The organism is Collinsella aerofaciens, from assembly GCF_015561195.1.
In the GTDB taxonomy this organism is placed as follows: Bacteria; Actinomycetota; Coriobacteriia; order Coriobacteriales; family Coriobacteriaceae; genus Collinsella; species Collinsella aerofaciens_AC.
The window spans coordinates 331,273-345,135 of sequence record NZ_JADMSU010000002.1; the positions used below are offsets into that span (position 1 = coordinate 331,273).

Here is a 13,863-nt window from a genome sequence, read left to right on the forward strand (position 1 = left end):
AAGAGCCTACAGCTCGCAGGCGACCTTGTAGCCATCGCCGATGGCGTCGCGGATGTTGCCGCACTTCTGGGCATCGCCCAGCACGTGGATGGCAACGCCGGCAGCGACAAGATCGTCGGCCAGCTTGGTGTTGGGACGATAGCCCATGGCAAGCACCAGCGTATCGGCACCGGTGATGGTGTGGACCTCGCCGTCCTTCTCGTATCTGATGGCGTCCTCGGTGATCTCGGTCACCTTGGCCTCGGTCAGCACGTGAACGCCCTTGGAAAGCATACGCGTGACGAGCACCGCGCGACCGGCACCGCCCTCGTTGGCGGCGAGTGTCTTGGTCATCTCGATGACGGTGACATCGCGATTGGCCGGCGACAGGTCGTTGACCAGCGGGGCCAGGTAATCGGCCGTCTCGCAGCCAACGGTACCACCGCCCACAATGACGATCTTCTTACCCGGGAAAGCCTTGCCGCCCAGCAGGTCGTCGGCCGTCATAACCTGCTTAAAGCCCTGCATGAATGCCGGCGCGATGGGCTCGGCGCCATAAGCCAAGACAACCTCGTAGCCCGCATAGTCGCGCTGAATGTCCTCGGCAGTAAGCTCGGTGCCAAATACGCACGTGACGCCCGCCTCGGCCAGGCGACGGTACTGATACTTGATCACGCGGGTGAGCTCCTGCTTTGCCGGCGGAACGGCCGCGATGCGCATCTCGCCGCCCGGTTCGTCCTGCTTATCCACGAGCACCACGTTGTGGCCGCGCTTGGCGGCAATGTAGGCTGCTTCCATGCCCGCAGGACCAGCGCCCACAACGAGCACGTTCTTGGCCTCGGCGGCAGGCTCGTAGCCGGCCTCGTCGCGCTCCACGTCCGGGTTGACGGTGCAGGAGATGCGCTTGCCGAACATAATGCCGTTCAGGCAGCGCAGGCAGCCAATGCAGGGGCGGATGTCGTCGGCGTTGCCGGCGGCTGCCTTGTTGCAGAACTCGGCATCGCACAGATTGGCGCGGCCCATCATGCAGATGTCGGCGGCGCCGTCCTCGATCAGCTCCTCGGCGATCCAGGCCTCGTTGATGCGGCCGACGGTGGCGACGGGAATGTTGACGTGCTTCTTGATCTCGCGCGAACAGGCGGCGTGCGAGGCCTGCTGCGTACCAGCGGCGGGAATCGCGGAGCCGCGCTTGATGGTGGTACCGCCCGACATGTGAATCATGTCGACGCCGGCCTTCTCCAGGCGACGCGAAACGTAGATCATGTCGTTGAGGGTCAGACCGCCATCGGTGTACTCATCGCCCGAGATGCGGACGTCGATGATAAAGTCCTTGCCGCAGCGCTCGCGAATCTCGGCGATGACCTCGAGCAAAAAGCGCATGCGGGCGTCGAGCGAGCCGCCGTACTCGTCAGTGCGTTTGTTGTAGAGCGGGGTCAAAAAGCCGCCGAGCATACCGTGGGCGTGCGCCGCATGGACCTCGACGCCATCGACGCCAGCCTTCTGCATACGCACGGCAGCGTCGCCGAACTGATGCGTGAGCTCGTGGATCTCGTCGATGGTGATGGGGCGCGGCGCCTCACGGGCATAGGACGGGCCCACAAAGGACGGGGCGATGAGGCGCGGCGTGCCCGGAATGTTAAAGGCCATGTAGGCGGGGTGGAAGAGCTGCGGCATGATCTTGCAGCCATACTCGTGGACGGCGGCGGCGAGCTTTTCCCAGCCAGGGATAAATGTGTCGTCGTAGCAGCACATGTCACCCGGCAGATAGGTATAGGTAGACTCGACCGTCACGACCTCGGTGATGATGAGGCCCACGCCGCCCTTGGCGCGGGCACGGTAATGATCGACCAAGTCGTCGGTCACATAGCCGTGATCGGCCAGATTGGTAGATACCGGCGGCATAAAGACGCGGTTCTTGACCTCGGTCGTACCGACCTTGATCGGGCTAAAGAGCATTGGATAGGCGGAGGACTCCATACAGGGTTCCTTTCGTTTGAGCCGCTCGGCGGCAGTTGCTAACGTACCTATTGTATCAGCAACTGCACAGTACCCGACCGCACGCGCTCCCCCAGCTTCTGTTCGACCCACAAAAAAGTTGCGGTGGAATAGTTCCTGAATGAGGCTCTTGGCGCGCCAAACAGGAACTATTTCACCGCAACTGATGGATGGGATGGGTTAGATGCCCAGGTAGCTGGTCATGCCTTCGACGGCGAGCTTGGCGCCGGCTACAGCATGGACCACGGTGAGCGGGCCGTTGACCACGTCGCCGGCGGCAAAGACGCCCGGCACGGTGGTCATGCCGTGCTCATCGACCGAAAGAAGGCCGCGATGATCGGTCTCCAGGCCGCCCGTCGTAAGCACCAGTTTGTCCTTGGGCACCTGCGAGGCCGCAATCACAACCGTGTCGGCGGGCACATGGTCAAGTTCTTCCTCGTAGCCCACCACGTTGTCGTCCTCGTCAAAGATAGCCGTCTCGAACACCGGACCGTTATCGTCGATGGCGCAGATCGCCTTGCCGCGCACGATCTCGGCACCGTCAAGCTCGGTCAGCTCCACCTCGTCATCGATGGCCGAGATATGGCGCGATCGGGCATACACGGTAACCTTGCGAGCGCCCGAACGCAGAGCCGTGCGGGCAACATCCATGGCCACGTTGCCGGCGCCGATAACCGCCACGTTCTGCCCGATTGCCACGCTCGTAGGATCGACCAGGTAATCGATACCAAACAGCACGTTGCCGCGCGACTCGCCGGGAATACCCAGCTTGCGGGCGCGCCAGGTACCGGTACCGACAAAGACCGCATCGTAGCCGTCGCGCAGCAGGTCGTCGATATGCAGCGCGCCGCCAATGGTGGTCGAGGGACGGACGCGTACGCCAAGCGAGCACATCACGTGACGGTACTTTTGCACGAGCGCACGGGGCAGGCGAAACTCGGGGATGCCGTACTCCAGCACGCCGCCGATCTCGGGGCGCTGCTCAAACACCGTGACGGCACAGCCCAGCTGGGCCATCTTAATGGCCACGGTAATGCCGGCAGGACCGGAACCGACCACGGCAACCTGCTTGCCGCACGACGGCGCGGGCTTCCACTCCTTGCGGTCCAAATATGCAGTCGAGACATAGTTCTCGATACTCGAAAAATGCACCGGTGTGCCCTTGCGGCCCTGGATGCACGCGCCCTCGCACTGGCCCGAATGGTTGCAGATCATGGAGCAGACCGCGCTCATGGGGTTGTTCTGGAACAGTAGCTCACCCGCCTCTTCCAGACGACGCTGCTTGAACAAGTCAATGACCTGCGGAATAGGCGTCTGCACCGGGCAGCCTTTAAGCTGGCAGAACGCCTTTTTGCACCCAAGACAGCGGTTCGCTTCCTCAACAATATGAATAGCCATCGGTACCCCTCTTTGACCTCTACGGCAATCTCTTTCGCCCAGCCTGCTTTGTTACAGAATCACGTGCTCGCACATCACGCTGTGCCCCATGCGCAGCAGCTCGTCGCGCGAACGCTCGACCGTGGACGGCGTGCTGTTCTCGATAACGGTCATAATGCCCGGTCGCGCGGCCGCGGCCCAAGCGGCAATAGCCTCAAAATCAAAGTTTCCGCACGTACAGGCGCCGTGGCATACCAAACGAGAGCCCGAGCCATCACACCAGCCATCCTGGTCCTCGTTGTCTACGATCTCGTAGTCCTTGGCATGCAGCACGCGAATCTTGCTGCCGCACAAATGCAGCATGCGCGACACCTGCTCGGAAGCCTCACCGACGATCATGGGATGCAGCAGCGACACCGGATCGTAGATCACACCGAGTGCAGTGCTCGAAACGCGCTCCAGAACCTCGCGGCTGCGCTCGGGCGTATTGACGATCTCGTTCCAGCCGGGCTCGATCAGAAGCTCGCCGCCCTCCTTTTCGGCCATCGAGCACACGCGTGCGAGTCCTTTGCAAAACGTATCGAGCGCAGCGGCCGAAAAACGGTCATCGGCCATCTTGTTCTGCGCGTTGGGGCGCCCCGTCTCGGTCCCTACCGGACAGCCCCCAAGCCAGCGCGCGAACCTCAGGCACGCCTCGTACTCGGCATAGGTATCCACCAGCTGATTCTGATCGGGCGTTGCCAGGTTTTTATAGCAGCCGAGCACCGCCACCTGCACGCCGCTGGCGTCGAGCACCTCGCGCAGATGGTCGGCGAGCTCGTGCGTAAGGCCGGAACGGTTAATGCCAAAGGACTTGTAGAGTACTTTGCTCGGCAGCTGAATGCACGAGAAACCCAGTTTGCCCGCCATGCGAATGCGCTCCTCGACCGTGCCCTCGGGCAGGTCGTGCAGGCGCACACCGACGCTCAACGCGCCTTTCGACTGTGCCATGCCTAGACCTCCTTGCACGCATTGATGCCCGGGGTGTAGCCGCCAAACGGGTCATCGATGGAGCACACGCCCGAAGGGGCGAGCGGATCGCGCTTACCGGCAAGCTTGTCATGATGCATGGTCTCGATATAGGCGAGCACCAGCGGCGCCACGCCCTTCGCGTCGTTTTTGACGACGGGCTCGCTCATGTAGTAGCCAAACGTGCCCTCGCGGTGCGCGGTGTTGCCAAGACCCGCCACCAGGCAGATGTTGTCGAGCGCCAGCTGTCCGTCGCGCTCGGACAGGCACGTGTCGCAGATGCCGTCAAACGCACGGCGGCCGTACTGGTAGTAGCGCTCGCCCAGCACGCCCAGGCGCACGCCCTTCATGATGGCGTTGGCGAAGATGGCGCTGCCCGACTCCTCCAGATAGTTGGGGGCGATGTTGGGCAGGTTGATGACCTGGTGCCACATGCCGGTCTTCTCGTCCTGATACGGCAGCATGGCGTCGATCAGGTCGTGGAACATCTTGCGGATCTCGTCCTTCTCGGCCGACATCGAGGGCGGCATGAGCTCCCAGGTATCGATGAGCGCCATGGCGAACCAGCCCTCGGCGCGCAGCCAGAAGTTGGCCGAAAGACCGGTGACGGGATCGCACCAGAACTGCTTGCGGCTCGCGTCGTAGGCGTGATAGTACAGACCGTTGAGGGGGTTGCGCATCAGGTCATGCACGACCTGGAACATATGGAAGCTATCCGAGCAGGCACGGCGGTTGTGGAAGCTCAGCTCGTACTGCATGTAGAACGGCTGCGCCATGTACATGCCGTCGAGCCAGATCTGGTTGGGGTAGACGGCTTTGTGCCAAAACACACCCTCTTTGGTACGCGGCTGGGTCTCAAGCTGACGATAGATGGTATCCATGGCGGCACGGTACTTGGGCTTGCCTACCAGGTCATAGAGTTTGTAGAGGGTTTTGCCCGCGTTGACGTTGTCGAGGTTGTACTCCTGGGGATTGTAATGCTTGATGGTGCCATCGTCCTGGACAAAGAAATCGATGTAGTCATCGGCAAAAGTCAGGTAGCGCTGCTCGCCGGTGATCTCGTACAGCTCGATGAGTGCCTTGATCATGCAGCCGTCAATGTAATTCCAGGTGTTCTCCTTGCCGGCTCGAAGCTTTTCGATGTTCCAGGCCGGCGCCTGAGGCGTAGAGGTCTCGATCAACTGCTCGATATAACGGTCCAGAATCTGATTGCAACCCATTGCTGTCCCCTCTGACGTTATTGATGGGTGAACGTTAACCCTAGTGTAACGCGAACGGGGATTATAGGGTGAACGTTAACCCTATAATCCCCGTAAACGGCAGACTTTTAACGGCAAACGGCGGTGAGGCCCGCGGCGATGCGATGCGCCAGGCGCTCATAGCCGGCAGGGCTGTAATGCAGACCGTCCGGCATGTAGAGCTCGCGGTGCTCCGGCAAAAACGGGCTGATGCCGCTTTGCGCATACAGGTCGATCACCGGCACCGAGTAGCAATCGCAAACCTCCAGCATCGCGCGCACATAGGCGTCTTGCGTCAGGCCCAGATGGTTGGCCTCGTTGCTTGCCGGAATATCCTTCTCGTGCTTACCACTCGTCTTGCATGGCGTCATAAACACCAGCTTTGCCCGAGGCGAGCGCGCCGTGATGGTGTGGATGAGATAATCGAGCGCGCCATAGAACTCGTGCACGTCCGTGCTGCCCAGCTCTCCAAGCGGCACGTTACGGCTAAAGTCGTTGACGCCGCCAAAGACGATGTAGATATCGGCCGCATCATCGATGCCGTCCAAACGCTCAACAAACGAATCGCTACGGTCGGCCTTGACGGCAATACGCGAACCCTTAATACCAAAGTTCTCGATCGTAGCGCCGCCCAGCAGCGCACCCAGGTGCGAGGTCCAAGAGATGTCGTTGCCTCCCCCGCCGCATCCGTTATCGCCCCAGGTGGTCGAGTCGCCAAAGGCACAGATGGTCGATTCGCTCAGGTTTTTCGTTTCCACATTCTTCTCCTCACCCGCACACCGGCGGTCATACAGGTACATACCGTTCATTCGCAACATGCCGAGGGGCTATGCGTGGGCGCATTCCGCAACTTGCGAATCGAGCCATTCGATATCCTCGGCAAGATGCGCCACGCCAAGATGGTGTCCACCCGGGCAGACCTCGTGCCGAAGACCTCCACTGCGGCCCAGCAACTCGTAGGCATCGCGCACGATTTTGAGTTGCTCGTCAACATTTTTGAGCCCGCGTACCCCATTCAGATGATCCTCTTCGCAACTTTGGACCAACAACGGCCGTGGCGCGACAAGCGATGCAATGTCGCCCATATCGAGCAGACGCCAAAGTCCAGGCGTGTAATTACAGCTGCAATTGCCGTTGAGGTGCAGCAGCGAATCATCGACACCGTACAGATAGCCCGAGACAAACGCCTTGCGCACGCGCGGGTCGAGCGCGGCCAGATAGAGCGTCATGTACCCACCGCCTGAGAAGCCAAAGCAGCCCAGGTCGTCCATGGCAATGTCACCGCGTGTCTCCAAGTAATCAATCAAGCGCATGTTGTCCCAGGCGTTGAGGCCCGCGACCGTAAGACCCAGCGGCTCGGCCATACGTGCTTGATTCAGACACGTACCGCGCAGGTAGCTGTTCTCGTCGTCGCCCTGACCCTTCCAGTCACGACGGTATCCCCAACCACGCGCATCGGGGCAGACGGTCACGTAACCCATGCGCGCCAAACGCAGACCGTAGTCGTAATTGAATCTACGCACGGCATCGTCGACCGCCGGCACGCCCGCAACGCCGGCTATGCTTGCAGCACCCGCCCCCTGGTGACCATGCGGGCAGATATAGCAGCACTTGAGTCCCCGCTCGTCAAGCTTGGGGCGGGACGGCTCCAACAGGTAAAACGGCATCCACACATCGTGCTCAACCTGCAACGCCGCATGAGTACGCACGATGCTGCCGGCAACCCGCACGCGATTGAGCTCACGAATCTCAATCGGGGCGCGGTCCATAAGCGAAAGACCCAAAATATCGTATAGACGAGTCCTGGTCGCAGCCTTCCATGCCTCAAAGTCTGTGGGAGTCTTGCCCGTAAATGCGGCCGAGCGCCCTTCGCGCCTCAGTCGGGCGCGCAGCGCAGGTTCGTCCTCGTAGTACGTCTCGATGTGCACGGTGCGGCCATTGGCAGATAGCCCGGCCGTCTCTACTGCATCACCGTCGCCGCCCTCGGGATCCCAACCATCCGTGCCGGCAAGCACTCGGTCACGCGCATAGCGTTCGGAATCCTGACCGGTCAGGCAATGCGCCCACGGCACCCAAGCGGCAGCATCACCCGCCGGGCCAAACAGGGTACCGCCGGCATACAGGGTGCCGTCATGTGCCGCTGGCTTATTCCAATCCCACCAGCCCTCGAGTGAAATATGGGGGCCCAGCCAGCATTCGAGCAAAACGGTCTGGGCCCACTCGCGCCATGGACGACCCAGATAGACCGATCCGAGGGCAATGCCCTCATCGGCTGTAAACGAACAGCCATGAAACACAAATCCGTACGGCTCGCCCTGAGGCGTGGAGGCTGCCGTTACATACCCGTTGACATCCATATCGCGGCTGAGCGAGCGAATCTCACACCCCTCAAAGTAGGCACGCGCGCCGCCAAAGATAAAGTCGACATCGCCCTCGATCCGGCAACGTCGAAAATACTGCTGCCCCACACGGCGCGGGGCGAACTGCTTGGGGCCTATAAAGCCGCCCGGCTTGGCCTCGCGCGGCGGCAGCGGCCCCAAAAAGAGCGTGTCCTGGTGTCCCTTAATGCAGCAGGCATCGACAACCAGGCGGTCACCATCGGCATACAGGGCAATCGCCTGGCCGACCTCGCGCCCATCACCGGCGTTGTTTTCGATTGTTAGACCCGCAAGCGTCACGTCGTCGGCATCGACCAGCACCGTGTACGTACGGAAGGTGCCGAGTCTTCCATCCTGGCCGCTACCATCTTCCGAAGGCATCTTGGCACCCAGGCCTCCCACGATACGCACGCTGTCGGCCGTCTCGCCCTCGAGCGTCACATGCGGACGACGAATTTCGACCTGCTCGCGGTACTCACCCGGCGCCACCAGCACGCGTACCGGCACGGTCGTATCGGGCACGCACCGCTCCGCCGCCTCAAGCGCCGCCGAAATGCTGCGATACGCGCCTTCGCGTTCGAGCGATACCTCAAAGAGCTGTTCTTTACCACTCATCTGTCATTACGCTTTCTGTTACAGAACACCCACCATGCAATACCGGCACCTATAGATTGCGTGCGACAGCCGGGCAGACCCGACCGTCGCACGCCTCAACATGCCGTATTCACTTGTGCAGGAGCACTACCCTACGCGCGGATAACCTTGTCGACGTTTTGCAGCTGCAGCTCGTCGCCATCCTGACCCTCGATGCGCACGTTCTGCAAGTCGAGGACTTTCACGTTCTGCGCGATGATGCCCTGGCGCACCATGGGCTCCACGCCGCAGGCCATGGCCGGCACAAAGGGCTCGGCATCGGCGGCAAAGGTCACATGGACATCCTGGAACGTCAGGCGCGTCACCTTGCTCTCGGGAAGGCCCGTGATATAGGCCGCGGCCGCATGGCAGTTGGTGGCCTCGATATCGCAAAACGTCGTGGCGCCAAAGCCGGGCGTACGGTCGTCGACGGGCAGCGCCTCGCGAGACTGCACGTAGTCGGTCTTGCCGTCCTTGTCGCAGAAGTAGAACGAGTTGACCACGAAGGGCGTGAGCACCTTATCCATGCGAATGTGCTCGAAGGTGATGCCCTCGTTGACGGCGTCCTTGCCGCGTCCGCGGCGTGTCTTGACGCGCAGGCCGCGGTCGGTGCGCTCAAAGAGGCACTTGCTCACGGTGAGGTCCTTGATGCCGCCGGCGGCCTCGGATCCCAGCACCACGGCGCCGTGGCCGTCGTGCATGTAGCAGTGCGAGATCAGCACGTCGTGCGTGGCGGGACGGAGCTCGGGTTCAATGCCCAGTTTGCCGCTCTTGATGGCGATGCAGTCGTCGCCCACCGAGAACTGACAGCCAAGGATGCGGACAAAACCGCAGCTCTCGGGATCGAAGCCGTCGGTGTTGTGGGAGTTCTTGGGACCTTCGATTGACAGGCAGAGCGCATCGACGTGCTCGCACAGGATAGGATGGATATTCCACGCCGGGCTGTTGCGTACGGTAAAGCCGGCAAGGCTCACGTTTTCGCACTCGGACAGGAAGATCATGCGCGGGCGGGCGACCTCGCGGCCCTCCTCGGGACGGAAGATGTTCTTAAAGTCCTTGTTCCACCAGTTGTCCTCGGCAAAATCGGTCTGGCCGTCGATGGCGCCGCGACCATAGATGCACACGTCGTGCACGCTCAGGCCCGTAAAGGTCGAACAGTAGGTCGAGAAGCTCTCGCCCTCCCAGCGGCCCAGGGGCAGCATGTCGGTGCCGGCATACCCGGCGCCCTCGTCGCCCGTGACCGTGCCCGGAATGTAGGCAAGCGCCGCGCGGTCGTGACGGGCCAGCAGCACCGCGCCCTCGGCAAGCTCGATGTTGATATTGCTCTTAAGGAAGAGGGACTTGATGCGATAGCTACCGGCGGGAATCAGCACGCGCCCGCCCTTGGGGCAGGCCATGATAGCAGCCTGGATATTGGTGGTGTCGTCGTGTTCGGCATCGCCCTTGGCTCCGCAGTCGCGAACGTTGATGGTAAAGGGCTCCGCCGGCGTGGTGACGCCTACGCTCAACTCGCGCTCGCCGCAGACAAAGCGGATCAGGTTGCGCTTGCCGGGAACCAGGCCGTCAACATAGGTCTCGACCGTATTCGTGGTACCGGCGGGCTCATCGTTGACAAAGATCTCCCACGTATCGGCACAGGTAAAGTAGCCGCCATCGTCGAGCTCGATAACGGCCGCGCGGGCATTGCGCCAGATAACGTTCGTCTCCATGGGTCTCTCCCTCAAATGTAATCAGAAGTTCATACTACTCGTTTTTAAAAAAGGGCCGTACCCGCCGGTGGATCTCCGGTGGCACGGCCCTGTGGTTTGGACGATGCGCCTGCCCTACTCGGCGGGAATTACGCTGCCGTCCTGGAAGCCAACATTGTTGTGGGCGAAGCAGTCCTCGTACTTAAAGCCGGAGAGCTCCTCGCAAAGCGCCTTGACCTCGGGCTTGACGTCGGCCATCTTGCCACCCTCCTTGACGCGGCGAATCTCGTCGCAAAGGACGTCGCACTGCTCCTTGTCGATCTTGATGCCGCGGGCAAGGACGGCCGCGAGCAGGAAGAAGCCGGCGCAGCCGATGAGCATGTAGCCGCAGATGTACAGAGGCACGGTGGCGGGCTGGGTCACGGCGTCGCTGTTGCCGGCAGTCTGAATGAAGCCGAAGGCAGCAAGGACGATGGCCCATGCGTTGACGGCAACAGCCTGGGCAATCTGCTGGCAGAGCTGCTGTGCGGAGCTGTAGATGCCCTCGCGACGACGCAGGGTGATGAGCTCATCGACATCGGGGATGTAGTTGAGCAGAACATCGGGCAGATACTGGAAGCCAACGTAGAAGAACTTCCAGATGGCGAAGATGATGGGGTAGGCGATCATGGCGATGGCGACCGTGGAGGTGCCGTTAATCTGACCAAAGGCGAAGTAGTTGTAGGCGATGATGCACGCGGCGCAACCGACGTTTGCCAGGTACCAAGACTTGTGGAAGCCCTTCTTGGCCATGAGGGCGACCCAGATGGCAGTGCAGACAATAGCGACGACCTTGCCGGGCATCTCCATCACAGACTCGTAGGACTTAGGAATCTGCAGGCAGTAGACGATGAAGAAGGACAGGCAGGCAGACCAGCAGGCAGCAGCGAGCTTCGTGGAGACCTGTGCATACAGGACCTTGCGGAAGGACTTGTTGCGGAAGGTGGAGACAACGTCGATGAAGAACTTCTTGATACCCTCGCCGACGCTCTCGATCTTCTCCTGAGCGACCTCCTCGGGGGTGTGCTCCCACGTGGACAGGTACACGCACAGCAGCGAGATTGCCATGACCGAAGCGTTGATCGTAGCGATGATGAAGTAGCTGAACGGGTTGGTCTCGCCGAAGGTGCCAAAGCCAAAGCCGACGAGAGCTGCCATCAGGAAGCCGGCGGCGTTACCAAAGAGGTGCTTGTAGCCGGTGAGGTACGTACGCTCCTTGAAGTCATCGGTCATCTCGATGGTAAGCGGCGACAGGTTGGCGGTGCAGAACGTGTACGCGACGTTGTAGATCAGGTACAGCACAAAGTAGTACGGGAAACCGAACGGCGTAGCCACAAAGATGAGCGGCTCGGCGACCATCATCGGGATAGCCAGCAAGATCCAGAAACGGCGGCGGCCAAAGATGCGGCCGACCTTGGTGGCATAGAAGTTATCGGCCACAAAGCCCATGAGCGGGCACAGAATGGCGTTGAGATAGATGGCGAACGAGCTGATCAGCGCAGCCTCGCCTGCGGACAGACCGCACTCCGTGGACAGGAACAGCACCATGTAGCTGTGCGTAAAGCTCAGGGCACCGGAGTTGAGCATGCCGCCCATACCAAAGCCCAAGCGCGTCCAGAATGTGATCTTGCGCTTTTTACCGATCTTGTTAGTCATCGAGCTCCCTCTCTTTTCTCGATTGTCTTGGAACAAGACATTGGAGTCCATACCGACGTCTGTCTGCATGCCGTTCAGGGTGAACGTTTAGCTAGATTATGCGCGATTGCTTATGAAAGGTGAACGTTCACTTGTATATTATCCTTGAACGGTCGTTTTTTGCCGTTAAACGGACATCTGACTTGAAAAAAAATCACGATTACATGGGTATTGAGTGGGTTTAAATTTGAGGTCGATTAGGTGAACGTTTATTGTTTTCGCCGCTCCCGTACCCTCAGAAAGACACGCCCGAACAGACAGAACAAACATGGCCCCGCCGGGAACACTCCCGACGGGGCCATGGTCAATAGCGCCCTATGCGAACCCATTTACCGCTACAGGCAGACGCCATCCTTCCAAATGCTGATCTCGTGGCAGCCGCGACGCTCGGCACTCGTAAGCTTGCCGCTCGCCGTGTCCAGCACCATCTGATACAGATCGTCGGCAGCCTCATCGAGCGTGCGCTCGCCCGTAGCCACCACGCCGGCGTTAAAGTCCATCCAGTTGGCCTTGTGGTCACACAGACGCTGGTTGGTGAACACCTTGAGCGTGGGCGCCGGCGCGCCAAACGGCGTGCCGCGGCCGGTCGAGAACAGGATTACGTGGCAGCCGGCAGCCGTCAGGGCCGTGGTGGATACCATGTCGTTGCCCGGACCGCACAGCATGTTCAGGCCATGCTTGGTAGCCTGACCGGCATACGGCAGTACGTCGACGATGGGGGCAGATCCGCCCTTTTGCACGCAGCCGCAGCTCTTGTCCTCGAGCGTGGTAATGCCGCCATCCTTGTTACCGGGGCTCGGGTTCTCATAGACGACCTCGCCATGGCTGATAAAGTAGTCCTTAAAGCCATTGAGCATGTCGGAGGCGGCGCTAAAGACCTGCTCGTTCTCGCAGCGATCGAGCAGAATGCTCTCGGCACCAAACATCTCGGGAACCTCGGTGAGCACCGACGTGCCGCCGCGAGCGACAACCATATCGCTCACGCGACCGATCGTGGGGTTGGCGGTAATGCCCGAAAGACCGTCAGAGCCACCGCACTTAAGGCCAATGACCAGCTCGGAGGCCGGAATGGGCTCACGCTTGGCCTGCTTGGCCAGGTCGGCCAGCTCGGACAGAATCTTGTGGCCCTCGACCTGCTCGTCGGCAACATCCTGGCAGGTGAGGAAGCGAACGCGCTCGTGATCGAAGTCACCGAGCTCGTCGAGCACCTGCTGGTGCGTGCAGTTTTCGCAACCGAGCGACAGGAACAGCACGCCCGCAGCGTTTGCGTGACGCGAGAGCGCCACCAGCAGACGGCGTGTCTGGGCGTGGTCGGCACCGGTCTGGGAGCAGCCAAAGGGATGCGGGAAGTAGTAGACGCCCTCCAGCGAACCCTCGACCAGATCCTGGGCCTGCTCGCACATGGCACGCGCGACCTCGTTGACGCAGCCGACCGTGGGGATGATCCACAGCTCGTTGCGCGTGGCGGCGCGGCCGTCAGCGCGGCGGAAGCCCATAAAGGTCTCGGGCTCAACCGGCTCAACGACCGGATGCGTCGGGTTGTAAGCGTACTCGACCTCGCCCGAAAGGTTGGTCTTGACGTTATGTGTATGAAGCCACTGACCGGGCTGGATGTCGCCCGTCACGTGGCCGATAGGAAGACCGTACTTGACGACGTCCTCCCCCGCCGCAATGGCGCGCACGGCCATCTTGTGGCCCTGCGGAATATCCTCCGCGGCCACGACCTCGCCCACCCCGGGAACCGCGACGGCGGTGCCCTTGGCAAGCGGCGACAGCGCAACGATCACGTTGTCGGCCGGATTGATCTGGATAGTATTCATTACAAAGAGTCCT

General features: G+C 61.0%; 9 protein-coding genes. All 9 read right to left on the minus strand.

The genetic code is table 11. The features are described from left to right. Window positions 1-6: 6 nt before the first annotated feature. Complete coding sequence (locus I2H81_RS03825; protein ID WP_195644610.1) at window positions 7-1,956, minus strand: NAD(P)/FAD-dependent oxidoreductase; 1,950 nt, start codon at window positions 1,954-1,956, stop codon at window positions 7-9. A gap of 198 nt (window positions 1,957-2,154) precedes the next feature. Then, complete coding sequence (locus I2H81_RS03830; protein ID WP_195644611.1) at window positions 2,155-3,372, minus strand: FAD-dependent oxidoreductase; 1,218 nt, start codon at window positions 3,370-3,372, stop codon at window positions 2,155-2,157. A 51-nt stretch (window positions 3,373-3,423) separates the two neighbouring features. Continuing rightward, window positions 3,424-4,341 carry a sugar phosphate isomerase/epimerase family protein gene (locus I2H81_RS03835; protein ID WP_195644612.1) on the minus strand — a complete coding sequence of 306 codons (918 nt, stop codon included), beginning with the start codon at window positions 4,339-4,341 and terminating at the stop codon, window positions 3,424-3,426. A 2-nt stretch (window positions 4,342-4,343) separates the two neighbouring features. Then, entirely contained in the window at window positions 4,344-5,579 is a 1,236-nt protein-coding gene (locus I2H81_RS03840; protein WP_195644613.1) for a glycoside hydrolase family 88/105 protein, read from the minus strand. 107 nt (window positions 5,580-5,686) lie between these two features. Beyond that, window positions 5,687-6,355, minus strand: a complete 669-nt coding sequence (locus tag I2H81_RS03845; protein ID WP_271817457.1) for an SGNH/GDSL hydrolase family protein — start codon at window positions 6,353-6,355, stop codon at window positions 5,687-5,689. A 69-nt stretch (window positions 6,356-6,424) separates the two neighbouring features. After that, window positions 6,425-8,590 (minus strand): pectinesterase family protein, encoded by a 2,166-nt coding sequence (locus tag I2H81_RS03850; protein WP_195644615.1) that lies wholly within the window; start codon window positions 8,588-8,590, stop codon window positions 6,425-6,427. A gap of 131 nt (window positions 8,591-8,721) precedes the next feature. Then, window positions 8,722-10,317, minus strand: a complete 1,596-nt coding sequence (locus tag I2H81_RS03855; RefSeq protein ID WP_195644616.1) for a glycoside hydrolase family 28 protein — start codon at window positions 10,315-10,317, stop codon at window positions 8,722-8,724. Between the two features lie 114 nt (window positions 10,318-10,431). After that, on the minus strand, window positions 10,432-11,991 hold the full coding sequence (locus I2H81_RS03860; RefSeq protein WP_195644617.1) for an MFS transporter: 1,560 nt from the start codon (window positions 11,989-11,991) through the stop codon (window positions 10,432-10,434). 374 nt (window positions 11,992-12,365) lie between these two features. After that, entirely contained in the window at window positions 12,366-13,850 is a 1,485-nt protein-coding gene (locus tag I2H81_RS03865) for a UxaA family hydrolase (protein ID WP_195644618.1), read from the minus strand. Between the last annotated feature and the right edge of the window lie 13 nt (window positions 13,851-13,863).